Below are 20,985 nucleotides of genomic sequence, written 5' to 3' on the forward strand. Positions count from 1 at the left end.
TTATAGGTGGCGTTTTGCGGAAAAACAGTGCCAAGCCGCGGATCATTGCCTACGGACACGCCCATGACCGACGACAATGACCGGATTGCCCCTGCCCTTGCCGGCATCGCCGATCCCTCCGGGCGGGGAAGTCTCGCCGAGAGCGGGCGCATCGCAATGACCCGCCTCAAGGAGGGCAAGGCGACGGTCGTACTCGATGCGACCGGTCTCTCCGCTGATCAGCGTGCGCAGCTGGAACGGCAGGTCCGCGCAGCGATGATCGCCGTCGAAGGCGTCGAGGACACGCGGGTCGCGATGACCGCCGAGCGGCTGGAGCGCATGATCGTGGCGATCGGGAGCGGCAAGGGCGGCGTGGGCAAATCGACGGTCTCGGCCAACATCGCCGTGGCGCTGGCGCGAATGGGCAAGAAGGTCGGCCTGGTCGACGCCGATATCTATGGCCCCTCGCAACCCCGGATCATGGGCCAGGCGGGCCGGCCGGAAATGATCGACGAGCAGATCGTCCCGCTCCCCGCGCATGGTGTGCGCATGCTCTCGATGGGTCAGCTGATCGAGCCGGGCACCGCGGTCGCCTGGCGCGGACCGATGACGGCAAGCGCCTTCGCCAACCTGATGGACGCGGACTGGGGCGATTGCGAGATCCTGATCGTCGACCTGCCGCCCGGCACCGGCGACATCCAGATGTCGCTGATCCAGAAGTGGAAGCCGGCGGGCGCTGTGATCGTCTCGACCCCGCAGGACCTGTCGCTGATGGACGCGACGCGCGCGATCGACATGTTCCGCAAGATGGACGTCGAGGTGATCGGCCTCGTCGAGAACATGGCCGGCTATGCCTGCCCGCATTGCGGCGAGGTCAGCGACCCGTTCGGGACGGGCGGCGCCGAGGCAGCGGCCGGCGTGATGAGCGTCCCCTTCCTTGGCCGCATCCCGCTCATTATCTCGATCCGGCGCGAGTCCGACGCCGGCCGGCCGCCCGCGGCGGGCGACGGCGACGAGGCCGCCCTGTTCCGCGAGCTCGCCCAGAAGCTGCTGGAGCAGCTGAACCGGAAGGCTAGCTAGCCGCCGATCAAGGAGACGACCATGCCGCTCACCCGCGACGAGGACATTTACGCGCTGCTCGCCAATACCCGCACGATCGCGATGATCGGCGCTTCCGACGGTCCCGATCGGCCGAGCCATCGCGTCATGGCCTTCCTGCAGGGGCAGGGCTACCGCGTGCTGCCGGTCAATCCGCAGATCACCGGCGAGCATGTCCACGGCGAATATGTCTGGCGCGAGCTGTCCCAGATCGGTGAGCCGATCGACCTCGTCGACATCTTCCGCCGCCCGGGAGCGGCGGGCGAAGCGGTGGACGAAGCGATCGCCGCCGGCGCGAAGGCGGTGTGGATGCAGTTGGGCGTCATCAATGAGGAGGCGGCCGCCCGCGCCGAGGCCGCCGGCCTCAAGGTCGTGATGGACCGCTGCCCGGCGATCGAGATTCCCCGCCTCGGCGTGCCCGCGGTCGGCTAGGCGCCGCGCATCGCGTTGGTCGCGGTCGTGAAGATGTCGACCAGCGACAGGCCGAGGCTCTGAAACGCGATGATGCAGGCGAGCGAGATCAGGGCCGCGATCAGGCCATATTCGATCGCCGTCGCCCCGCTTTCATCATTCGAAATCCATCGCAGTGCACGCATCCCGGCCTCCCGGCCGACATGATCGCCGCCAAGCGTTGCCGTCCTCTTAACGGCGGGCGCGACCAGGCGCAGCGGCCGCGAATCGTCTCGGCGGCGGCGCGCTCGACGATTCCGGCATCAGCAGGCGCACGCGGCGATTGGCGAAATCGACGGAGACCCGGTCGAACAGGCGCAGGGCATCCATGCCAAGCAGGATGGCCGGGCGGTTGGTGAGCCGCAGCTGGCGGAACACATGTGCATCGGCGAACGCGACCGGCAGGTGCTCGATGGTGAGGCCGCCGAGCTGGACGCGCTGTGCGACCGCCGCATCAGCCCTGAGCTCGCCGCCGGTGACGCTGACCAGGCCGACCGGCACGGTTGGCCCGAGCCGCCCCCGCCGCTCGAGACGCCGGCGCAGCGCATCGTTGCCGATCGTGAATTGCGCGCCGGTGTCGACGATCACATAGACCCGCTGGCCGTCGACGGACGCATCGACCAGGATGAGCCGGCCGAAACGATTGCGCGCGGTGATCACGATCGTGTCCCCGTCCCATCGCTCGTCCCGCCGGCGCGAGGGCGTGACCGTCATCTCCTTCCGCTCGAAATCGAACACGACCCGCTGCGACTGGAGGCTGTCGACGCCCAGCATGCCGACGGCGCCGAGATTGGTCTGCGCCAGCGCAGGCGCATGGATGTCCCGCATCCGCCGCGATCCGACCTGGAGCTCGTCCAGCACGACGGTGGGGATCCGACTGGCCTCGGTCATGCTGTGCACCATCGCCGGGCGGCCAGGGCCGAGCCGCAGCGTCTGGGCAAGCTCGCGCGAGATCACCGTGCGTTCAGAGCCGGTGTCGATGACGAACGGGAACGGCCCCTGCCCTCCGATGCTGACCGGCACCGTCAGACGCGACGCGGCGTCGTCGCTGGTGCCGAGGGTCTCCGCCGTCTGCTGGTCGGGCAAAGGTGAAGGCGGCGACGGGGGCGCCTGCCCCCAAAGAGGTGCCGCCAGGGCCAGCAGGCCGCCCACAAGCAGGATCGCGCGCACGTTCCCGACTCCCTCTCCGCATTGTTTCGCCGGCAAAAATACCGCGAAACGGGACAAAGGGGAAACGCTTCGACGAATGGCGCCCGGCGTTCTGCGAACGTCAGACCACGGCCAGCGCGCGCTCCCGCAGCCGCTCGACCGCGGCGGCATGGATGCCCGGCGTCGAGATCAGCACGCCGAACGCCTCGCCCGAGGCGGTGTTGAAGGCGAGCGGCTGGCCAAGCGCGCCGGTGACGGTGGCGCCCGCCTCCTCGGCGATCAGGGCGGCGGCGGCGATGTCCCATTCGAAGCCCCAGCGCAGGGTGGCGAGCAGATCGGCCTCGCCGGCCGCGACCATGGCGATGCGCAGCGCGATCGAATTGGGCTTGGCGACCGGCACGAGGTCGCGGTCGACCTTGGGCAGCGAATCGGCCGGCACCCGGGCGCCGGTCAGCTCGGTGCGGGCGCTGACGCGGAGCCGTGCGCCGTTGCGCCAGCTCCCCTGTCCGCGCGAGGCGGTCCACAATTCCTTGCGCAGCGGCGCCGCCAGCGCGCCGAGCACGGGCACGCGGTCCTCGATCAAAGCCACCGACACGCACCAGCCGGGACGGCTGCGGACATAGTCGCGCGTCCCGTCGATCGGATCGACCACCCAGAGCCGCCGCCGCTCGATCCGGTCGGAGAGGTCCACAGTCTCCTCAGAAAGCCAGCCCGCTTCGGAATCAAGCGCGTTCAACTGGTCGCGCAAGAAGGCGTCCACCTCGAGATCGACGTCGCAGACCGGCTGGCCGGGCACCTTCTCCCAGCGGCGGAAATCGGTGCCGAAGCGGGCGGCGGCGATCTTGCCGGCCGCCTCGACGATCTCGGCAACCTCCTCAAGCACCGGCGACGGTCATCCCTTCGATGCGCAGGGTGGGAACATTGATCGTGCGGCGATGTTCCAGGTCGTTCGCCACAGCAAGGTTTCGATACATGTCGATGAGGTTGCCGGCGATGGTGATCTCCGCCACCGGCGTGGTGATCTCGCCATTCTCGATCAGAAAGCCGGAGGCGCCGCGGCTGTAGTCGCCAGTCACCGCATTGACGCCGCTGCCGATCATCTCGGTGACGTAGAGGCCGCGGCCGATGTCGGCGATCAGCTCGGCCGGGCTGAGGCTGCCCGGCTCCAGATGGACGTTGGTCGCGCCCGCGCCCGGCGGGCCACCGACGCCGCGCGAGGCGTGGCCGGTCACTTCCAGGCCCAGCTGGCGCGCCGAGGCTGCGGTCATCAGCCAGCCGGTGACGCGGCCGCCGTCGACCAGCCGGCGCGGTGCGGTCGCCACGCCTTCGCCGTCGAACGGCTTCGACCTGAGGCCGCGCGGCCGGTGCGGATCGTCGACGATGACGATATGCTCGGGAAAGAGCGTCTCGTCCTCGCGGCCGATCAGGAAGCTGTGCCGGCGGGCGATCGCCGGGCCGTTCATCGCGCCGACCAGACTGCCGACCAGCCCGCCCCCCACGCGCGGATCGAACACGACGGGCATCGTACCGCTGGAAAGGCGGCCGGGATTGAGCCGCTTCACCGTCCGCTCGCCGGCCAGCCGCCCGACCTCCTCCGGCGAATCGAGATCCGCATAATGGCGTGCGCTGTGGCTGGCCTGGTCGCGCTGCATGTCGCCGCCGGTGCCGGCGAGCACGCTCGCCCAGATCCCGTAGCCGCTGGCCGAATAGGCGCGGGCGAAGCCGGCACTGGTCGCGAGCGCGATCACGGTGCGTCCGGCGCTCACCCCGCCGCCCTCGCTGTTGGTGACGCCGGGAACGGCGCGGGCCGCGTCCTCCACCGCCAGCGCGCCTTCCTTCAGCTCGGCCGGAGACGGGTCGGTGCCGTCGTCGGAATCGATCGCGGGCAGATCGCCGCGCAACAGGCGCTCCGCCGGCGCGAGCCCGGCATAGGGGTCCTCCGGCGCCTGGCGCGCCATCGCCGCGGCGCGCTCGACCAGCGCGCCCAGCGCGTCGCCCGAAAGATCGGATGAGGAGACGCTCGCCGAACGCGTTCCGATGAAGACCCGAAGGCCGATTTCCTCGCCCTCCGAACGCGTCACATCCTCGAGCGCGCCGAGACGGACCTGCACGTTGGTGGATGCGTCACCGAAATAGAGCACGTCGGCGGCATCGGCCCCCGCCTTGATCGCGGCATCGACGAGCGCGGCGGCGCGCGCCTCGGCTTCCTTCACACTGAGCATCAGGAGCACCTAGGACCGTACGTCCCAAAAGCAAGCCTCAAGCCGTTCCGACCACGAAGCAGGCGGCGAACATGAGCAGCCCTGCGAAGCGGTTGGCGCGGAACTTGGCGAGCGCGTCGGCGCCGTCGTCGGGCTTCAATGCCGCGACCTGCCAGACGAGATGCAATGCGATCGGCAGCAGTGCGAGCAGCGCAAACCATTCGATCCGCACCTCGCGGACGGCGGCAGCCCACAGGGCGAGCGCGAAGGCGTAGCACAGGATGACTCCGGCCCGCGCATGCCGCCCCAGCGCGCGCGCCGAGGACTTCACCCCAACCAAGGCATCGTCCTCCTTGTCCTGCAGCGCGTAGATCGTGTCGTAGCCGATCACCCAGAAGATCGACCCGGCATAGAGCAACAGCGCCGGTGCTTCGATCCGCCCGGTCACAGCCGGCCAGCCAACCAGAGCCGCCCAGGAAAAGACGAGGCCGAGCCAGGCCTGCGGCCACCAGGTGATCCGTTTCATGAAGGGATAGGCAGCGACCAAAGCGAGGCTGCCCAGCGACAGGACCTGGGCAAGCGGATCGAGCTGGAGCAGCACGACGAGCCCGATCAGGCTCATCGCCACGAGCAACGCCCAGGCGCTTTTGAGCGACACCCGGCCGCGCGCCAGCGGGCGCAGGCGCGTGCGCTCCACCTGCCGGTCGAGATCGCGGTCGACGATGTCGTTGTACACGCAGCCCGCGCTGCGCATCGCCCAGGCGCCGAGCCCGAGCCAGGCGACCAGCGCCCAGCCCTGCACGCCGCGCCCGGCGCCCTCGCCGCCGGCCAGCGCCACGCTCCACGCCCCAGGCCAGAACAGCAGCCAGGCCCCGATCGGCCGGTCGAGCCGGATCAGCGAGGCGAACGGCCGGATGCGCGCCGGCAGCGCGCCGATCAGGCCGCGTTGCTCGCTATCGGGGACGATGTCGTTTTCGGTTGCGGACACGGCCCCCACTTGCCGTAGGTAGCGCAATGCCCGCAACCCCCGCCTGGCCGCCGGCAAGCCTGCCGCGTCTGTTCGTCGAGACCGACCTTGCCGAAGGCCTGACGCTGACCCTGGACGGCACGGCTGCGAACTATCTCGCCAATGTCCTGCGGCTCGGCCCGGGTGCGCAGGCGAAACTGTTCGACGACCGGACCGGCGAATGGCTCGCCGAGATCGTCGAGGCCGGCCGCAAGCGCGTGACGCTCAGCGTCGCCGCGAAGCTCGGCGAACGCGAGACGGTGCCCGATCTCTGGCTGCTGTTCGCGCCGCTGAAGCGCGGGCGGATCGACTGGTTGGTCGAGAAGGCGACCGAGCTCGGCGTCGACCGGCTCGTGCCGGTGATCACCGAGCGGACCGTCGTCGACCGGCTCAACCTGGAGCGCCTGCGCGCCCACGCGATCGAGGCGGCCGAGCAGTGCGAGCGCACCGCGCTCCCGGCGCTGATGCCGCCGCGCAAGCTCCGCGAGATATTGAAGGACTGGCCCGCGGACCGCGCGCTCTATTTCGCCGATGAGGGCGGCGGGACGCCGCTCAGTGCGGCCGCAACGCCAGGCCCGGCAGCGATCCTGATCGGCCCGGAAGGCGGCTTCACCGATCCCGAACGCGCTGCGATCCGCGCGCTGCCACAGGCCCGCGCCGTCGGCCTCGGCCCGCGCATCCTGCGCGCCGAAACCGCCGCGCTCGCCGCGATCGCGCTGTGGATGGGCGCGGCCGGCGACCACGGGCTTCCCCCGCGCCGGACGGCGTGCAAGGATTAGCCAAACCGACAAGGAGGACGCCCGCATGGCCGATGCGCCGACTGCCCCACGCCGCACGCTCTATCCGCCGATCGAGCCCTATCGCACCGGCCGGCTCGACGTCGGCGACGGCCACAGCCTCTACTGGGAACAATGCGGCAACCCGGACGGCAAGCCGGTCGTCTTCCTCCATGGCGGCCCGGGCGCGGGGATCAGCACCGATCATCGCCGGCAGTTCGACCCGGCTCGCTACAACATCCTGCTGTTCGACCAGCGCGGCTGCGGCCAGTCGACGCCACACGCCAGCCTCGAGGCGAACACGACTTGGCATCTCGTCGAGGATATCGAGCGCCTGCGCGAGATCGCCGACGTCGAGCGGTGGATGGTCTATGGCGGCTCCTGGGGCTCCACCCTTGCGCTCGCCTACGCCCAGACCCATCCCGACCGCACCACCGAGTTGGTGCTGCGCGGCATCTTCACCTTCCGCCAGAGCGAGCTCGACTGGCTCTATCGCCAGGGCGCCAACGAAATCTTCCCCGACAAATGGGACGAGTTCCTCGAACTGATCCCGGAAGCCGAGCGGGACGATCTCGTCGCCGCTTATCATCGCCGCCTGACCGGCGACGATCCCGCGGCGCAGCTCGCCGCGGCCAAGGCCTGGAGCAAGTGGGAGGGCGAGACGGTCACCCTACTGCCCAATCCGCATTTCATCGAGGAGTTCACCGAAGACCGGTTCGCGATCGCGATCGCGCGGATCGAGAACCACTATATGATCAACAAGGGCTGGCTGGCGGAAGGCCAGCTCATCGCCGATGCGGGAAAGCTCAAAGGCATACCGGGCGTGATCATCCAAGGGCGCTACGATTGCTGCACGCCGCCCGCCACCGCCTGGGATCTCAAGAAGGCCTGGCCGGAGGTGGAGCTCAATTTCGTCCCCGATGGCGGCCATCTCTACAACGAGCCCGGCGTGCTGGACGGCCTGATCCGCGCCACCGACAGGTTCGCGGGACGCTGATCCTTCCGACATGTGTCGGGCTGGCGTGGCGGCCGGCCGTTCCCTACGATCCCGGGCATATCGATTCCTGGGCTCAATCGGGGGAAACTCGCATGCGTCTCGCTCTTGCCGCCTTGGCCGCACTGGCCGCACTCGCCCTTCACGCCGCGCCGGCGCTCGCCCAGTCCGGCGAGCCGATCCTGTCCGCGCAGGGCAGCCTGACCGGCTGCGATCCCGCCCGCGGCGACCATCAGGTGCGGCTCGAATCCGGGCGGCGCTATTATCTGCGCGCGGCCTCGGAGGATTTCGACACCGTTCTCAGGCTCTACCGCAGCGGACAGGGCGACGTGATCCAGGAGAATGACGATTCGGAGGGCAGCACCAATTCCCGCATCGCCTTTGCCCCGTCGGGGACCGGCGACTATTGCCTGCGCGTGACCGCCTATGGCGGCGGCGGCGGCGCGGGCAACTACACCGTCACCGCGGAAATGGCCCCGCCCCTGCCCGACGCGCGCAGCCGCCCGACCCGGATGGTCCGCGCCACCCAGCGCATCTACGAGGGCGATCTCGGCGGCGGCGCGGGCGAGGACGGCGGGTCCGAGCATGACTATGCGATCACCCTGCGCGCCGGCGAGGCCGTGCTGATCAGCGCCGAATCCGAGGCCTTCGATCCGGTCGTCCGCGTCTACCGCGCCGACCAGCGCGAGGGCGATCCGCTCGCCACCGACGACGACAGCGGCGCCGGCTTCAACGCCCTGCTCGCGTTCGCGCCCGAGGAGGCCGGAGACTATATCGTCCGCGTCGCCTCGTTCAGCAGCGACCGCGGCGGCGCCTACACATTGCGCGTCACGGAGTAGGCGCTCACCGGCAATAGGGCCCGCGGCCCATGTCGAAGTGCATGTGATTGTAGTGGAAGCGGTTGGCGTCGGGGCCGAGCGTGATGTTGAAGCGCCGGCACCCGGCCTCGTGGATCGTGCGCAGGAACTGGCGCACGTCGCCATCGTCGCCGTCCCAGCCCGCCTCGACCGTCACCCGCCGACCGTCGGCGAGAACGAAGCCCGACACGTCGACCGCATTGGCGAAGGCATGTTCGGACAGCCGCGCCCCCGCCTGCCCGTTGACCCCGCGGCAGGCATAGGTGCCGAACGTCTCGATCCGGACGACGCGCGAATCGAGGAAGCGGCTGGCGGCGGGCTGCACCGCCTCGCGCGTCCAGCGGGCGAACTGGCGCGCGAGCGGGCAGGTCATCGCTTCGAGATTGGTCGTCGGCGTGCCGATGTCGAGCAGCTGCACCGCGCCGATCGCCGAGCAGCCGCCGGAATAGCGCCGGTCCTCGAGCAGACGGAACTCGACCCGCTCGTCCCTGAGCTCGGAAAGGCATTGCCGGGTCGTGGCGCTTGGCGGCTCTTCCCTTGGCGGACGCTCGGGGCGCGGACGTTGCTGGGGCGGCGGTTCGCTGCGCGGAATGCATCCCGCGAGCGCCAGCATCAACGCCAGGATGAGCCCCCGCCGCATGATGGAATCCTGATTCGGCCATGCGTCCGGGTCAATATCGACGAGTCGAAACGCTCCCCGCTTGCGGCGGACCGAACTCTCCCCTAGGGCCGTCGACGGGCCACGCCGCCCCAACGCGGTGCGGGCTCTCTGGAAGGAGAGTCATGACATGACTGACGTGAAGACCGACACCACAGGTGCGCCTGCGCGCCTGGAAAAACCCCGGGAGCGCCCCGCGCGTCCCTATTTCTCCTCCGGCCCCTGCGCGAAGCCGCCGGGCTGGTCACCTGAAAAGCTCGCCACTGGCAGCCTCGGGCGCTCGCACCGCTCGAAGCTCGGCAAGGCGCGCCTCCAGCATTGCATCGATCTGATGCGCGAGACGCTGCACCTGCCGGCGACGCACCGGATCGGCATCGTCCCGGGCTCCGATACGGGCGCCTTCGAGATGGCGATGTGGACGATGCTCGGCGCCCGCCCGGTGACCGCGCTCGCCTGGGAAAGCTTCGGTGAAGGTTGGATCACCGACGCGGCCAAGCAGCTCAAGCTCGACCCGACCGTCATCCGCGCCGATTACGGCCAACTCCCCGACCTCGAGCAGGTCGACTGGTCGAACGACGTCCTGTTCACCTGGAACGGCACCACCTCGGGCGTGCGCGTCCCCGACGGCGACTGGATCCCCGACGATCGCCAGGGCCTGAGCTTCGCCGACGCGACCTCGGCCGTGTTCGCCTATGATCTGCCGTGGGACAAGATCGACGTCGCCACCTTCTCCTGGCAAAAGGTGCTGGGCGGCGAAGGCGCGCATGGCGTGCTGATCCTCGGCCCGCGCGCCGTCGAGCGGCTGCAGAGCCACACGCCCGCTTGGCCGCTTCCGAAGGTCTTCCGCCTGATGTCCAGGGGCGCGCTTGCCGAGGGCGTGTTCAAGGGCGAGACGATCAACACCCCCTCGATGCTCGCGGTCGAGGATGCGATCTTCGCGCTCGAATGGGCACGGATGCACGGCAGCCTCTACGGCCTCATCGCCCGCAGCGATGCCAATGCGGCAGCGCTCGATGCGATCGTCGAAAGCCGCACGTGGCTCGGCCACCTCGCCGCCGATCCGGCCAGCCGCTCGAAGACCAGCGTCTGCCTCACCGTCGAGGGGGCCGACGAAGCGCTGATCAAGAAGATGGCGGCGCTGCTCGAGGCGGAGGATGCCGCCTACGACGTCGCCGGCTATCGCGATGCTCCGCCGGGTCTCAGGATCTGGTGCGGCGCCACCGTCGACACCGCCGACATCGAGGCGCTCGGCCCTTGGCTCGACTGGGCCTACGAAACCGCGAAGTCGTCCTGACCCAAATCGTCACCCCGGCGCAGGCCGGGGTCCCGGCGCGGAAACGCGCTGCTTCCTTCACCCCACGAGATCCCGGCTTTCGCTGGGATGACGGAGTAGAAAATGCCCAAAGTCCTGATCTCCGACCAGATGGACCCCAATGCCGCCGAAATCTTCCGCGCCAACGGCGTCGAGGTCGACGAGAAGCCCGGCCTCAGCAAGGACGAGCTGAAGGCGATCATCGGTCAGTATGACGGCCTCGCCATCCGCTCGGCCACCAAGGTCACCGCCGACGTGCTGGAAGCGGCGACCAACCTGAAGGTCGTCGGCCGTGCCGGCATCGGCGTCGACAATGTCGACATCCCCGCCGCCACGGCACGCGGCGTGGTCGTCATGAACACCCCGTTCGGCAACTCGATCACCACCGCCGAACACGCGATCGCGCTGATGTTCGCCCTCGCCCGCGAGCTGCCGCAAGCCGACGCCTCCACCCAGGCCGGCAAGTGGGAGAAGAACCGCTTCATGGGCGTCGAGCTGACCTCGAAGACGCTCGGCCTGATCGGTTGCGGCAATATCGGCTCGATCGTGGCGGACCGGGCGCTCGGTCTCAAGATGAAGGTGATCGCCTACGATCCCTTCCTCACGCCGGAGCGTGCCGTCGATCTCGGCGTCGAGAAGGTCGAGCTCGACCAGCTCCTCGCCCGCGCCGACTTCATCACGCTTCACACCCCGCTCACGGATCAGACCCGGAACGTCCTCAGCCGCGAGAATCTGGCGAAGGCCAAGAAGGGCGTGCGCATCATCAACTGCGCGCGCGGCGGCCTGATCGATGAGGCGGCACTCCAGGACGCGCTGGAGAGCGGCCAGGTCGGCGGCGCGGCGCTCGATGTGTTCGTCGAAGAGCCGGCGAAGGCCAACCCCCTGTTCGGCGCGCCGAACCTGGTCGCTACGCCCCATCTCGGCGCCTCGACGACCGAGGCGCAGGTCAATGTCGCCATCCAGGTCGCCGAGCAGATGAGCGACTATCTGGTGCGCGGCGGCGTCACCAACGCACTCAACATGCCGTCGCTCAGCGCCGAGGAGGCGCCAAAGCTGAAGCCCTATATGGAGCTGGCCGAGAAGCTCGGTTCGTTGCTCGGTCAGGTCGAGGGTGATCATGTCCAGAAGGTCTCGATCGAGGTCGAGGGCGCCGCGGCGGAGCTCAACCAGAAACCGATCACCGCGGCCGTGCTCGCCGGCCTGATGAGCGTCTATTCCGACACGGTGAACATGGTGAACGCGCCGTTCCTGGCGAAAGAGCGCGGCCTCGACGTGCGCGAGGTGCGCCACGCGTACGAGGGCGACTATCACACCCTGCTGCGCGTCACGGCCGCGACCTCCAACGGGCCGCGCACCGTTGCCGGCACCCTGTTCGGCAATGCGTCCCCACGCCTCGTCGACATGTTCGGCGTCGCGGTCGAGGCCGATCTTGCCGGCGAGATGATCTACTTCGTCAACGAGGACAAGCCGGGCTTCATCGGGCGCCTCGGCACCGCATTGGGCGAGGCTGAGGTCAACATCGCGACCTTCCACCTGGGGCGTCGCGACGTGGGCGGCGAGGCGGTGGCCCTGGTTTCGGTCGACGGCCATATCGGCGGCCCACTCGTGGAGACGCTCAATGCGCTGCCGGGGGTCAAGCGGGTCACGCCGCTTCGGTTCTGAATCGAACCCGCCGACGATGCTTCGCGTAGCGACAAGAGGCGGCAGAAGGTCCTGACGAGGGCCGCGCCTTCGGTTTTCGGACCGGATGCGCTATGAGCTTACTCGGATCCTCGTGAAGTCCGCAGAAAGGATTCCGATGATCGTCGTGCAGATCATCCTCTCGATCCTGACGCTCTGGCTGCTCTACCATTTGATGGTTTGGGCGATCCCGATCGTGACGGCGCTGGCCCTCGGTTATCTCGCGCTCCAGAGCGGCTCGGGCTGGCTCGCCGCGATCGGCGTAGGGTTCCTCGGCGCGGCACTGGCACTGGGCATCATCCATCTCGGCATGGCTTGTCGATCGCTGTGGATCAGGCTGCCGATTATGTTGGCTTTCATTGGCCCCGCCGCCTGGGGCGGTGCGATCGCCGTCCATTCGATGTCGATCCAGACCGGCGCGCAGGGGCAGATTTGGCCGATCGTTGCAGGCGCGTTCGGCGGCCTTGTTTTCGGCGTACTGGCCTTCATCCGGCTGATCGGAATGACCGGCAACTCGGCTGCACCTGCGCGGTCTGTTGCGATGGCGCCGAAGAGCGAGCAGCAACCGCCGGAGCCGAAGGTAGTCTATTATCATCCGATCCAGCCTGTCAGACCTCGACTCGCCGATGCGCGGAGCGAGAACGGTCCGACCATTGATCTCTAATGCCGGCGGCGGCTTACCCAGGATCTCAGAATAGATTGAAATGCACGGCGTTATGCCGTACATTGGCAGAACTAGGAGCGCAGCCATGCCTGCAGCCTCGAATCGTCGGAAGCCAGACCGTGAAATCAAGCGCGAGCGGATCGAATTGCGCGTTAGCGCCTCGGCCAAGGAGCTGATCCAGCGGGCGACTGTCGTAACCGGTCTGACTGCCGGTGACCTCGCTTATGAAGGCGCCCGCCGGGTGCTGGACGAGCATGAGCGGATGGCGCTGACCGGCGCGGATAGGCAAGCCTTTCTCGACGCGCTGACAAATCCGCCCGAGCCGCCTGAGAAGCTCATAGCCGCCCTGCGCCGCCACCGCGACCTCGTGGGCTGAAACTTGGCCATCGTCTTCGAGGCGCTTGGCAAGCAACATGATCGTTCGACCTTCTCGTGCGGGCAGGCCGACCTCGATGACTGGTTCCGCCGTAGAGCCGGCCAGGATGAGCGTCGCAACGTCGCGCGCGTATTCGTCGCGGTGGACTCGGATCTGGGTGTTGTCGGGTTTTACAGCTTGAGCGCCTTCAAGCTGGAAATCGGCGATCTGCCTAAAGAAATTGCCCGAAAGCTTCCCCGATATGATGATGGCTTTCCGGCCGCGCTAGTCGGACGCTTGGCTCGCGACTTGCGTATGCACGGCAAAGGTCTTGGCGAGCTTCTGGTGGCCGATGCGATACGACGTATTCTCGGTGCCGCTCGAGCGCTGGCGGTGCTCGCCATCATAGTCGACGCCAAAGACGAGCGGGCGTCGACCTTCTACGAAGGGCTTGGCTTCCGTCGCTTCCCGTTGCGGCCGAGCCGGCTGTTCCTGTTGGCGTCATCCGCAATGAGCGCGTTGGCAACAATGTAAGTGCTCGTTAGCACGACGATTTGACAGACGAACTCTGCTAGGCTGCATTGAAACCCTGCATGTGTGTTGCTATCATAACACACGAAGGAGAGCGGGCATGGCGAAGGCGAAGCTGAAGATCCCGAAGGAAGTGGCGGGGGTCAGGCTCCCCAAGGAGCTGCGCAGGGAAGCCAAGCGGGCGCTGAAGCTCGCCGACTCGCCGACGGTGCGGGAGCTGGCGGTGGCCGGCCTCACGATCGCTGCGCAGGCGGTGCTCGACAAGGCCCGCACCCGGCGCACGCGATCGGACTCTGCCTCGTCCCGACCTGCCGCTGCGGCGCGGCCGGCCGACCTCGACATCCTCGAGCTCGGCGACATGCTGCGAGCCGCGGCGATGGAGGGCGCGCGCCGCTTCCTGGAGGGCTTCGACGAAGGTCAGGCCGTGCGTCCGGCGGCCGCGGCATCGCCTGGTGTGGCGCCCAAGCCGAAAGCCAGGGCCAGGCCGAAATCGAAAAAGGCTACCGCTCGCCGCCCCGCCGGCGTGACGGGCTGACCATCGCACCCCCACGCAGCTGGCCGCGGATCGCGCCCTGCGGGTGCGGCCCGGTGTGGATGTTCACGTAGAAATTGTGGCTCTGCGTTGCGATCTCGCGCGCGAGCTGGGGCTCGACCGTCACGCAGCCCTGACTGCGGCCGGCCGCATCGGGTGTGGTGATGGTGACCACGGGCGGCCCGGCAACGCCCGCTGCGCCGCGGTGGATATGGGCGGCGGTCGCCGGGTCGATCTGGCGCGCATAGACGTTCCAGCAGACCTGGTTCTCGCTCGGGTCGACCCTGATCTCGGCCGTGCCGGTGCCGTCCGGATCGCCGGGACCAGGCACTTCCTGCAGGCCGGTCAGCGTTACCTGCAGTTCCGTCGGCCTGTTTTCCGGTCGCGTCGCGCACCCGTTCAGCGCCAGAATCGCGATCGCCGCGGCCCAGATCGTCTTCATCGCCGTCCTCCCTCGATGTCCGCCTCAATCCAGCGCGTCAGCAGCGTATTGGCAATGGCAAAAGGTGGCGGCGCCTGGAACGGCGCATCCGGTTCAGCCGCCAGCGCCGCCTCAACCCCCGCACGATCCACCCAGATCGCATCCTCGAGTTCGTTGGTGTCCAGGGTCAATGTGTCCGATCCCGCCCGCGCGAGGCAGGCGATCATCAGCGAGCCCGGAAAGGGCCAGGGCTGGCTGGCGACATAACGCACATCGGACACGGCGATCCCCGCTTCCTCCATCAGCTCGCGGGCCACCGCCTCCTCGATCGATTCCGCCGGCTCGACGAAGCCCGAGAGCGCCGAATAGCGCCGCGGCGGATAGCCCGGTCCCCGCGCCACCAGCACGCGATCCCCATGCTCGGCCAGCATGATGACGACCGGATCGACGCGCGGGAAATGCTCCATCCCGCACTTCGGACACAGCCGCCCCCAGCCGGCGCGGAAGCTGCGGGTCTCCGTCCCGCAGACGCCACAATAGACGTGCCGATTGTGCCATTCGTTGAGGCTGCGCGCCGCGGCCCAGATCGCCGCATCCTTCGGGCTCATCGAGGCGAGCAGCCGGAACACGCCCCAGGCGCGCTGGCCGAGCGCGGTCGTCCGGATCAGCGGCGCGAAGCGCGGTGCCCCGTCTTCGAGGCCGAGGAAAATGGTGCCCTCGTCCTCCCCGGCCAACGCCGACCAGGCAAGCGCGCCGGAATCGTCGAGGACGGGATCGAGCTCGGCGAGACTGAGCAGCCGTGCTTCGGCGTGGAGGCGGAGCACGGCCAGTTCCTGTTCGTCGAGGCGCAGATGGTCGGCGCGGTCCAGCCCCGCTCCGGTGAACCCCGGCTCCGCCACGCACCACGCTCCTTCAACGCCGACCCGACTCAGCGCCGCTCTATGGACCCGAAAACCTCCTGGGCAAAGGCGTCGGTGAGCGCCGTCGCGCGATGCCCCGGCGTGCCCCACTCGCGGAAGATCTGCGCATGTGTGCCTTCGACGGCCGCCACTTCGGCCTGCGTGCCCGCGCGCCGAAGCGCCGTGCCAAGCGCCTGCGACTGCGCGCCGGAATCATCGGGCCGGCTGGCGATGTGGAGGATCAGGAAGCGCTGTGCATTGGGCGCCGCGGCATGGGCGATCGGAGAGACCTGGTGCTGGGCGGCTGGGTCGTCGCCGAAGGCATTGGTGTAGAGCCTGCGCAGGAACTGTCCCGACTGCGCCATCTGCCGAGGCACGTCATAGCCCGCGCCGTCGAGCGCCGCCACGCCGCCGATCGCGGACAACGGGATGCGGTGCGCGGCGAGATAGGCGGGGTCGCTGCCCGCCAGAGCGACGAGATGCGCGCCCGCGCTGTGACCGATGAGCAGGATGCGTCGGGGGTCGACGCCCGGTTCGCGCATCACCCGCGCCAGCGCGGCCGCCACATCCCCGGCCTGCTGGGCGACGGTGGCATCCGGCACCAGCCGATAGTTCGCGGCCGCAAAGGCGAAACCCCGCCCGCGGACATAGGCGGCCATATGCGCCGCCATCCGCTTGTCGCCGCGCCGCCAGCCGCCGCCATGGACGAACAGGACCAGCGGCGCCTCCCGGCCGGCGGCGGGCGTGAAATCCAGCCGCTGCCGCGGATGAGGCCCGTACGCGATCTCCGCCGTGCGCGGCGGCGTTCCGTCCGACTGTCCGAACGCGGGCATCATAAGAATGATCAGCAGCGCGAACAGCCCGATGAGCCGCATTGGCAAACTCCACGTATCTTTCGCGCCTAACGCACCATCCTTCACGTTCCTTCGACCCGCCGACCCGGCCGAGCCAGCCTGTCCGAAAGCGATCACCTGTTCGGAATCGGCCAACCACGCCTTGGCGGATTTCGCCGAATTTTAGCAGGCCGGATTCGGCCTTACTTACGGTTGGAATCGGAAAACCTATGTTTTCCGCCGTTTTCTGCATTTGGCACGCCCTCTGCTCAACTGTTTGGCATGACCGCCGGATGGTCCAGCGGCCAGATTGAAGGGAGACTTACAATGACTTTCGCGTTCGCCAGCATGCAGAACATCGCCGCTTCGGTCTTCGGTGCCCTGATCGTCAGCGCCCTGTTCATCTCCGCCGCGGGTTCGGTTCCGATCGCCTGATCGGGCCGTCCCGCCCTTTTCCGGGGCGGGCATCGCCAAGACGAAGATCACGAACAGCCGTTCGATTGCAAAATAGGATTTCTTCTGGTTCATGCTTCCCGATGGAAGCGACAGGATCCCCGAATGCCGGCGCGCTGCGCCAGACCTTCGAAGCCCGAAGTTTCAGCCCCGGTTTTTTGCTCCAGGGAAGCTGAAACTTATGAAACTTCCGCCGAACCTTCCGCGCCCAGGCGGGCCCTTGCGGAAAGTTGAAACGAGGTTCAGGTTCATGCCCGGGAGAGGGACATGAACGATCTGGGGCAAGCCGCGGTCTCTGCCGACAAGGCGCCGCGCACCGAGCGGGGACGACGCACCGTCCGCAAGTTGCTCGAAGCCGCCGCGCGCGAATTCGGCGAGCGCGGCTTTCACGAGGCGGCGATCACCGGCATCACCGGCCGCGCCGGCGTCGCGCTCGGCACCTTCTACACCTATTTCGAGAGCAAGGAGGAGCTGTTCCGTGCGCTCGTCCGCGACATGAGCCATGCGACCCGCAGCCATGTCGCCGAGGCCGTCGCCGGCGCCCCTGATCGCCTCGCCGCCGAACGGCGCGGCCTTGCCGCCTTCATCGCCTTCACCCGCAAGCATCCCGAGCTCTACCGGATCGTCGAGGAGGCGCAGTTCGTCGCCGACGACGTCTATCGCGAGCATTACCGCTCCTTCGTCGAGGGCTACCGCCAGGGCCTCGCCACCGCCAGCGCGCGCGGCGAGATCGTCGAAGGGCCGGACGAGCTGCGCGCCTGGGCGCTGATCGGCATGAGCGTCTTCCTCGGCATGCGCTACGCGATCTGGGGCAAGGACATGCCGCCCGAAGCGGTCGCCGACCATGCCATCGACCTCGTCTCGGAGGGCCTGAGGAAGCGGCCATGATCCCCGACATGCCCGATCTCCTCGCCAGGCGGGCCGCGCTCAGCCCGCGCGCCATCGCGCTCGAGGAGGCGGCGACCGGCCGGACCTTGAGCTATGCCGAACTGGACGCGCGGGCCACGCAGGCCGCCGCGATGCTGGCGACGCAAGGGGTCGGCGAGCGCGACCGGGTCGCGATCCTCTGCCGCAGCCGCATCGCCTTCTTCGAGCTCTTGTTCGCCTGCGCCAGGCTCGGCGCAGTGCTGGTGCCCCTGAACTGGCGGATGCCGCCTGCCGAGCTCGACGGCCTGCTCGCCGACTGCGCGCCCCGGCTCCTGCTCTACGGCGCGAGCGACGCCGATACCGTCGCCCGCCTCGCCGCGCCGCCGCCCGCCATCGGTCTCGACGACGGCTATGAAACGGCGCTCGCCGCCGCCCCTCCGTTCCGCGCCCGCCTGCTCTGGCCGGCAGCGGCGACCTGGTATCTGCTCTACACCTCCGGCACGACCGGCCGGCCGAAGGGCGTCATCTACACCTACCGGATGGCGCTCGCGAACTACGTCAACATCGGCTCGGCGACCGGCCTCAATGCCGCCGACACGACGGTGAGCTTCCTCCCCAATTTCCACACCGCCGGGATCAACCTCCACGCCCTGCCGACATTGATCGCGGGCGGGCGCGTGATCCTGCTGGAGGGGTTCGAGGCCGAGGCGCTGGTCGGCCTGATCGAGGCGCGTCGGCTCGACACCGTTTTCGCGGTGCCTACCGTCTATCAGGCCTTGCTCGACCATCCCCGCTTTGCCGCCGCCCCGCTGGATCGCGTGCGGCATTGGGGCTGCGGCGGCGCGCCGCTCCCCGACGCCTTGGTCGAACGCTACCGCGAGCTCGGCGTCCGGGTCTGCAACGGCATGGGCATGACCGAGACCGGGCCGACCGCCTTCCTCGTCGATCCGGCCGACGCCTGGGCGAAGATCGGCTCGGTCGGCAAGCCGCAGCTCCTGTGCAGCGCCCGCATCGTCGACGCCCAGGGCCGCGACGTTCCCGACGGCGAGGTCGGCGACCTGCTCTTCGCCGGCCCCGGCGTCACCCCGGGCTACTGGCGCAACGAGGAGGCGACCCGCGCCGCCTTCACCGCCGACGGCTGGCTGCGCTCCGGCGACCTCGCCCGCCGCGACGCCGACGGCTTCTTCTACATCGCCGGGCGCCGGAAGGAGATGTTCATCTCGGGCGGCGAGAACGTCTATCCCGTCGAGGTCGAGAATGTGCTGGCGGCGCACCCGGCGGTGATCGACGCCGCCGTCCTCTCCTGCCCCGATCCCAGATGGGGCGAGGTCGGCCGCGCCTTCGTCCAGCTCGCCCCCGACCGCCGCGTCGGCGATGCCGAGCTCTCCGCCCACTGCCGCTCGCGCCTCGCCCCCTACAAGGTGCCGGTGAGCTTCGAGTTCGTCGCCGAATTCCCGCGCACGCCAGGCGGCAAGATCCGGAAGCACCTGCTGCAAGGATGAGGCTGCCCGCCGCGCGGTTTGCACCAGCTTGCCGGGCGGTTTGGGAGCACCTAGGGAGGCGCCACCATGACGGTGCTCGTCCGCGCGCAGCAATTGTTCGATGAAGGCCGCCAGGCGGACGCGATCGCGCTTGTCGAGCACGCCGCGGCGGCTGGCGATTCGGAAGCGCTGTTCGCGCTCGCCAACTGGCGGATGTTCGCCCTCTATGGGGAACGCGACCTGCCCGCTGCCCACGCGGCATTGGCGCGCGCCGCGGGTTCCGGCCACGTCGATTCGATCCGCGTCCGCGCCTTCCTCATCGCCAACGGCACCGGCTGCGCGCGCGATCCGGATCTGGCGCTCTCCCTTCTGGCCGGGATCGCGTCCTCGGATTCCCACGCCGCGTTGCAGGTCCAGTTCCTGCCGCAAATGATGGCGCCGGACCTCGTCCGCGCAGCGCCGCGTGAACGCCTCTCCGAGGATCCCTTCGTCGAGCTGGTCCGCGGCCTGCTGACCCCCGAGGAGCGTAGCTACGTCAGGACGATCATCGCGCCGAACCTGAGACCTTCCTGGGTGATCAATCCCGCAACGGGCGAGCGGATCCCGCACCCGGTCCGGACATCCTGGGGCACCAGTTTCGGCCCCACCCAGGAAGATCTGGTCATCCACGCACTCAACTGCCGGATCGCCGATGCAACCGGTACGGCTGTCGAAATGGGCGAGCCCCTGCATATCCTTCGCTATCAACCCGGCCAGGAATACCGGCCGCATATCGACGCGCTCCCCGGCGTCGACAATCAGCGCATCCGAACCGCGCTGGTCTATCTCAATGACGACTATCGTGGCGGCGAAACGACCTTCCCGGAACTCGGCCTCACCGTCCGAGGACAGGCCGGCGACGCGCTGATCTTCCACAACGTGACGTGGGACGGACGCCCGGACCCGCGCACGCTCCACGCCGGGCTTCCCGTGGCCGAAGGGGAGAAATGGCTGGCGACCCGCTGGATCCGGCAAGCGCCCTATCACCCCTGGGCCGTATGAGCGACCTGCCCGAACCCATTCCTGCCGCCACGCTCGTGCTGATGCGCGAACGGCCCGGCGGCCCGCCCGAGCTGCTGATGACCGAACGGACCGGCACCATGGCCTTCGCCGCCGGCGCCCTCGTCTTCCCCGGCGGACGGATCGATCCGGCGGATCACGCAGCCGCCGCAGCCTGGCCGCACCTGCCCGACGCCGCGGCACGCATCGCCGCGATCCGCGAGACGATCGAGGAGACCGGCCTCGCCCCCGGCGTCACGCCCGCGCCCGACGACATCCCGGCGCTCCGGGTGGCACTCGCGCGCGACGAGGATCTCGGCCCGTTGCTCGCCCGCCGCGGCCTCGCGCTCGATCTCGATGCCCTTACCCCCTTCGCCCGCTGGTGCCCCAATTTCCGCGAGGCCCGCCGCTTTGACACCCTTTTCTTTCTCGCCGAAGCGCCCGCCTGCGCGCCCGAGCCCGAGGTCGCCGCCGAGGAGGCGGTGCGCGCGCTGTGGGCGAGTGCCGCCGACATCCTCGCCGAGATCGCCGCCGGCCGCGCCCATGCCATCTTCCCGACCCGACGCAACCTCGAGCGGCTCGCCCGATACGGCTCGATCGCCGAGGCCCGCGCCGACGCCGCCCGCCATCCGGTCGAGAAGATAGTCCCCTGGGTCGAGGACCGCGGCGGCGTGCCGTGGCTGCGCATCGCCGACGGACTCGGCTATCCAGTGACCGGCGAATTGCTGGAGACCGCACGGCGGCGCTGACC

24 protein-coding genes are annotated in these 20,985 nt (G+C 68.9%); 15 read left to right on the top strand and 9 right to left on the bottom strand.

The genetic code is table 11. The features are described from left to right. Positions 1-63 precede the first annotated feature (63 nt). Entirely contained in the window at positions 64-1,059 is a 996-nt protein-coding gene (locus tag RCO27_RS07980) for an Mrp/NBP35 family ATP-binding protein (protein WP_309002148.1), read from the top strand. A gap of 21 nt (positions 1,060-1,080) precedes the next feature. Then, entirely contained in the window at positions 1,081-1,509 is a 429-nt protein-coding gene (locus RCO27_RS07985; RefSeq protein ID WP_309002149.1) for a CoA-binding protein, read from the top strand. Here the strand turns inward: RCO27_RS07985 and RCO27_RS07990 are convergent. From RCO27_RS07990 to ubiA, 5 genes are all read right to left on the bottom strand, one after another. Next, positions 1,506-1,673, bottom strand: coding sequence for a Flp family type IVb pilin (locus RCO27_RS07990; protein ID WP_309002150.1), 168 nt, complete (start codon positions 1,671-1,673; stop codon positions 1,506-1,508). The genes RCO27_RS07985 and RCO27_RS07990 overlap by 4 nt on opposite strands. Before the next feature lie 46 nt (positions 1,674-1,719). Then, on the bottom strand, positions 1,720-2,697 hold the full coding sequence (locus RCO27_RS07995) for an aspartyl protease family protein (RefSeq protein WP_309002151.1): 978 nt from the start codon (positions 2,695-2,697) through the stop codon (positions 1,720-1,722). Positions 2,698-2,797: 100 nt separating this feature from the next. Further along, positions 2,798-3,559: a 3'(2'),5'-bisphosphate nucleotidase CysQ gene (locus RCO27_RS08000; RefSeq protein WP_309002152.1), complete on the bottom strand. Its 762-nt coding sequence runs from the start codon at positions 3,557-3,559 to the stop codon at positions 2,798-2,800. Further along, entirely contained in the window at positions 3,552-4,898 is a 1,347-nt protein-coding gene (locus tag RCO27_RS08005; RefSeq protein WP_309002153.1) for a TldD/PmbA family protein, read from the bottom strand. The genes RCO27_RS08000 and RCO27_RS08005 overlap by 8 nt, the downstream gene beginning before the upstream one ends. A gap of 37 nt (positions 4,899-4,935) precedes the next feature. Continuing rightward, the gene (gene ubiA / locus RCO27_RS08010; protein WP_374990372.1) at positions 4,936-5,874 is read right to left on the bottom strand and encodes a 4-hydroxybenzoate octaprenyltransferase; all 939 of its coding nucleotides are present in this window, start codon (positions 5,872-5,874) and stop codon (positions 4,936-4,938) included. A 17-nt stretch (positions 5,875-5,891) separates the two neighbouring features. Here ubiA and RCO27_RS08015 point away from each other — a divergent pair, with 17 nt between their 5' ends. From RCO27_RS08015 to RCO27_RS08025, 3 genes are all read left to right on the top strand, one after another. Then, positions 5,892-6,662 carry a 16S rRNA (uracil(1498)-N(3))-methyltransferase gene (locus RCO27_RS08015; protein WP_309002155.1) on the top strand — a complete coding sequence of 257 codons (771 nt, stop codon included), beginning with the start codon at positions 5,892-5,894 and terminating at the stop codon, positions 6,660-6,662. Positions 6,663-6,687: 25 nt separating this feature from the next. Then, a complete protein-coding gene (pip, locus tag RCO27_RS08020; protein ID WP_309002156.1) occupies positions 6,688-7,656 on the top strand; it encodes a prolyl aminopeptidase in 969 nt (322 codons plus the stop codon). 92 nt (positions 7,657-7,748) lie between these two features. Beyond that, the gene (locus tag RCO27_RS08025) at positions 7,749-8,492 is read left to right on the top strand and encodes a hypothetical protein (protein ID WP_309002157.1); all 744 of its coding nucleotides are present in this window, start codon (positions 7,749-7,751) and stop codon (positions 8,490-8,492) included. 4 nt (positions 8,493-8,496) lie between these two features. Here RCO27_RS08025 and RCO27_RS08030 read toward each other — a convergent pair whose 3' ends face one another. Beyond that, positions 8,497-9,150: an extensin family protein gene (locus RCO27_RS08030; RefSeq protein WP_309002158.1), complete on the bottom strand. Its 654-nt coding sequence runs from the start codon at positions 9,148-9,150 to the stop codon at positions 8,497-8,499. 148 nt (positions 9,151-9,298) lie between these two features. On the opposite strand from RCO27_RS08030, the gene RCO27_RS08035 reads away from it, so the two are divergent. The 6 genes from RCO27_RS08035 to RCO27_RS08060 all read left to right on the top strand — a co-directional run bounded on the left by RCO27_RS08035 (position 9,299) and on the right by RCO27_RS08060 (position 14,245). After that, positions 9,299-10,462, top strand: coding sequence for a phosphoserine transaminase (locus tag RCO27_RS08035; protein ID WP_309002159.1), 1,164 nt, complete (start codon positions 9,299-9,301; stop codon positions 10,460-10,462). A gap of 102 nt (positions 10,463-10,564) precedes the next feature. Continuing rightward, a complete protein-coding gene (gene serA / locus RCO27_RS08040; RefSeq protein ID WP_309002160.1) occupies positions 10,565-12,142 on the top strand; it encodes a phosphoglycerate dehydrogenase in 1,578 nt (525 codons plus the stop codon). A gap of 136 nt (positions 12,143-12,278) precedes the next feature. Next, the gene (locus RCO27_RS08045) at positions 12,279-12,824 is read left to right on the top strand and encodes a hypothetical protein (protein WP_309002161.1); all 546 of its coding nucleotides are present in this window, start codon (positions 12,279-12,281) and stop codon (positions 12,822-12,824) included. Positions 12,825-12,909: 85 nt separating this feature from the next. Beyond that, positions 12,910-13,200, top strand: a complete 291-nt coding sequence (locus RCO27_RS08050) for a DUF1778 domain-containing protein (RefSeq protein ID WP_309002162.1) — start codon at positions 12,910-12,912, stop codon at positions 13,198-13,200. Between the two features lie 3 nt (positions 13,201-13,203). Next, positions 13,204-13,713 (top strand): GNAT family N-acetyltransferase, encoded by a 510-nt coding sequence (locus RCO27_RS08055; RefSeq protein ID WP_309002163.1) that lies wholly within the window; start codon positions 13,204-13,206, stop codon positions 13,711-13,713. A 97-nt stretch (positions 13,714-13,810) separates the two neighbouring features. Next, complete coding sequence (locus tag RCO27_RS08060; protein ID WP_309002164.1) at positions 13,811-14,245, top strand: hypothetical protein; 435 nt, start codon at positions 13,811-13,813, stop codon at positions 14,243-14,245. Here RCO27_RS08060 and RCO27_RS08065 read toward each other — a convergent pair. From RCO27_RS08065 to RCO27_RS08075, 3 genes are read right to left on the bottom strand one after another with little or no spacing between them, the layout of a single operon-like run. Next, positions 14,211-14,684, bottom strand: coding sequence for a CHRD domain-containing protein (locus RCO27_RS08065; RefSeq protein WP_309002165.1), 474 nt, complete (start codon positions 14,682-14,684; stop codon positions 14,211-14,213). The two genes, RCO27_RS08060 and RCO27_RS08065, sit on opposite strands and share 35 nt — an antisense overlap. Further along, the gene (nudC, locus tag RCO27_RS08070) at positions 14,681-15,562 is read right to left on the bottom strand and encodes an NAD(+) diphosphatase (protein WP_309002166.1); all 882 of its coding nucleotides are present in this window, start codon (positions 15,560-15,562) and stop codon (positions 14,681-14,683) included. Before nudC ends, RCO27_RS08065 begins: the two co-directional genes overlap by 4 nt. 29 nt (positions 15,563-15,591) lie before the next feature. Continuing rightward, complete coding sequence (locus tag RCO27_RS08075) at positions 15,592-16,437, bottom strand: alpha/beta hydrolase (RefSeq protein ID WP_309002167.1); 846 nt, start codon at positions 16,435-16,437, stop codon at positions 15,592-15,594. A 678-nt stretch (positions 16,438-17,115) separates the two neighbouring features. On the opposite strand from RCO27_RS08075, the gene RCO27_RS08080 reads away from it, so the two are divergent. From RCO27_RS08080 to RCO27_RS08095, 4 genes are all read left to right on the top strand, one after another. Beyond that, positions 17,116-17,736, top strand: a complete 621-nt coding sequence (locus tag RCO27_RS08080; protein WP_309002168.1) for a TetR/AcrR family transcriptional regulator — start codon at positions 17,116-17,118, stop codon at positions 17,734-17,736. Then, complete coding sequence (locus RCO27_RS08085) at positions 17,733-19,217, top strand: AMP-binding protein (RefSeq protein WP_309002169.1); 1,485 nt, start codon at positions 17,733-17,735, stop codon at positions 19,215-19,217. Before RCO27_RS08080 ends, RCO27_RS08085 begins: the two co-directional genes overlap by 4 nt. A 66-nt stretch (positions 19,218-19,283) precedes the next feature. Next, positions 19,284-20,237 carry a 2OG-Fe(II) oxygenase gene (locus RCO27_RS08090; RefSeq protein ID WP_309002170.1) on the top strand — a complete coding sequence of 318 codons (954 nt, stop codon included), beginning with the start codon at positions 19,284-19,286 and terminating at the stop codon, positions 20,235-20,237. Further along, positions 20,234-20,983 (top strand): NUDIX domain-containing protein, encoded by a 750-nt coding sequence (locus tag RCO27_RS08095; RefSeq protein WP_309002171.1) that lies wholly within the window; start codon positions 20,234-20,236, stop codon positions 20,981-20,983. The genes RCO27_RS08090 and RCO27_RS08095 overlap by 4 nt, the downstream gene beginning before the upstream one ends. The last annotated feature ends 2 nt before the right edge of the window (positions 20,984-20,985 follow it).

It is taken from the genome of Sphingosinicella sp. LHD-64 (genome assembly GCF_031157375.1).
GTDB lineage: Bacteria > Pseudomonadota > Alphaproteobacteria > Sphingomonadales > Sphingomonadaceae > Allosphingosinicella.

Bases quoted from the DNA above. Each gene is read 5' to 3' on its own strand.
- serA (WP_309002160.1), top strand. From the start codon at position 10,565: ATGCCCAAAGTCCTGATCTCCGACCAGATGGACCCCAATGCCGCCGAA.
- RCO27_RS08045 (WP_309002161.1), top strand. From the start codon at position 12,279: ATGATCGTCGTGCAGATCATCCTCTCGATCCTGACGCTCTGGCTGCTC.
- RCO27_RS08085 (WP_309002169.1), top strand. From the start codon at position 17,733: ATGATCCCCGACATGCCCGATCTCCTCGCCAGGCGGGCCGCGCTCAGC.
- pip (WP_309002156.1), top strand. From the start codon at position 6,688: ATGGCCGATGCGCCGACTGCCCCACGCCGCACGCTCTATCCGCCGATC.
- RCO27_RS08035 (WP_309002159.1), top strand. From the start codon at position 9,299: ATGACTGACGTGAAGACCGACACCACAGGTGCGCCTGCGCGCCTGGAA.
- RCO27_RS08095 (WP_309002171.1), top strand. From the start codon at position 20,234: ATGAGCGACCTGCCCGAACCCATTCCTGCCGCCACGCTCGTGCTGATG.
- RCO27_RS08030 (WP_309002158.1), bottom strand. From the start codon at position 9,150: ATGCGGCGGGGGCTCATCCTGGCGTTGATGCTGGCGCTCGCGGGATGC.
- RCO27_RS08025 (WP_309002157.1), top strand. From the start codon at position 7,749: ATGCGTCTCGCTCTTGCCGCCTTGGCCGCACTGGCCGCACTCGCCCTT.
- RCO27_RS07990 (WP_309002150.1), bottom strand. From the start codon at position 1,673: ATGCGTGCACTGCGATGGATTTCGAATGATGAAAGCGGGGCGACGGCG.
- RCO27_RS07980 (WP_309002148.1), top strand. From the start codon at position 64: ATGACCGACGACAATGACCGGATTGCCCCTGCCCTTGCCGGCATCGCC.
- RCO27_RS07985 (WP_309002149.1), top strand. From the start codon at position 1,081: ATGCCGCTCACCCGCGACGAGGACATTTACGCGCTGCTCGCCAATACC.
- RCO27_RS08080 (WP_309002168.1), top strand. From the start codon at position 17,116: ATGAACGATCTGGGGCAAGCCGCGGTCTCTGCCGACAAGGCGCCGCGC.
- RCO27_RS08015 (WP_309002155.1), top strand. From the start codon at position 5,892: ATGCCCGCAACCCCCGCCTGGCCGCCGGCAAGCCTGCCGCGTCTGTTC.
- RCO27_RS08050 (WP_309002162.1), top strand. From the start codon at position 12,910: ATGCCTGCAGCCTCGAATCGTCGGAAGCCAGACCGTGAAATCAAGCGC.
- RCO27_RS08065 (WP_309002165.1), bottom strand. From the start codon at position 14,684: ATGAAGACGATCTGGGCCGCGGCGATCGCGATTCTGGCGCTGAACGGG.
- RCO27_RS08090 (WP_309002170.1), top strand. From the start codon at position 19,284: ATGACGGTGCTCGTCCGCGCGCAGCAATTGTTCGATGAAGGCCGCCAG.
- RCO27_RS08005 (WP_309002153.1), bottom strand. From the start codon at position 4,898: ATGCTCAGTGTGAAGGAAGCCGAGGCGCGCGCCGCCGCGCTCGTCGAT.
- RCO27_RS08060 (WP_309002164.1), top strand. From the start codon at position 13,811: ATGGCGAAGGCGAAGCTGAAGATCCCGAAGGAAGTGGCGGGGGTCAGG.
- RCO27_RS08075 (WP_309002167.1), bottom strand. From the start codon at position 16,437: ATGCGGCTCATCGGGCTGTTCGCGCTGCTGATCATTCTTATGATGCCC.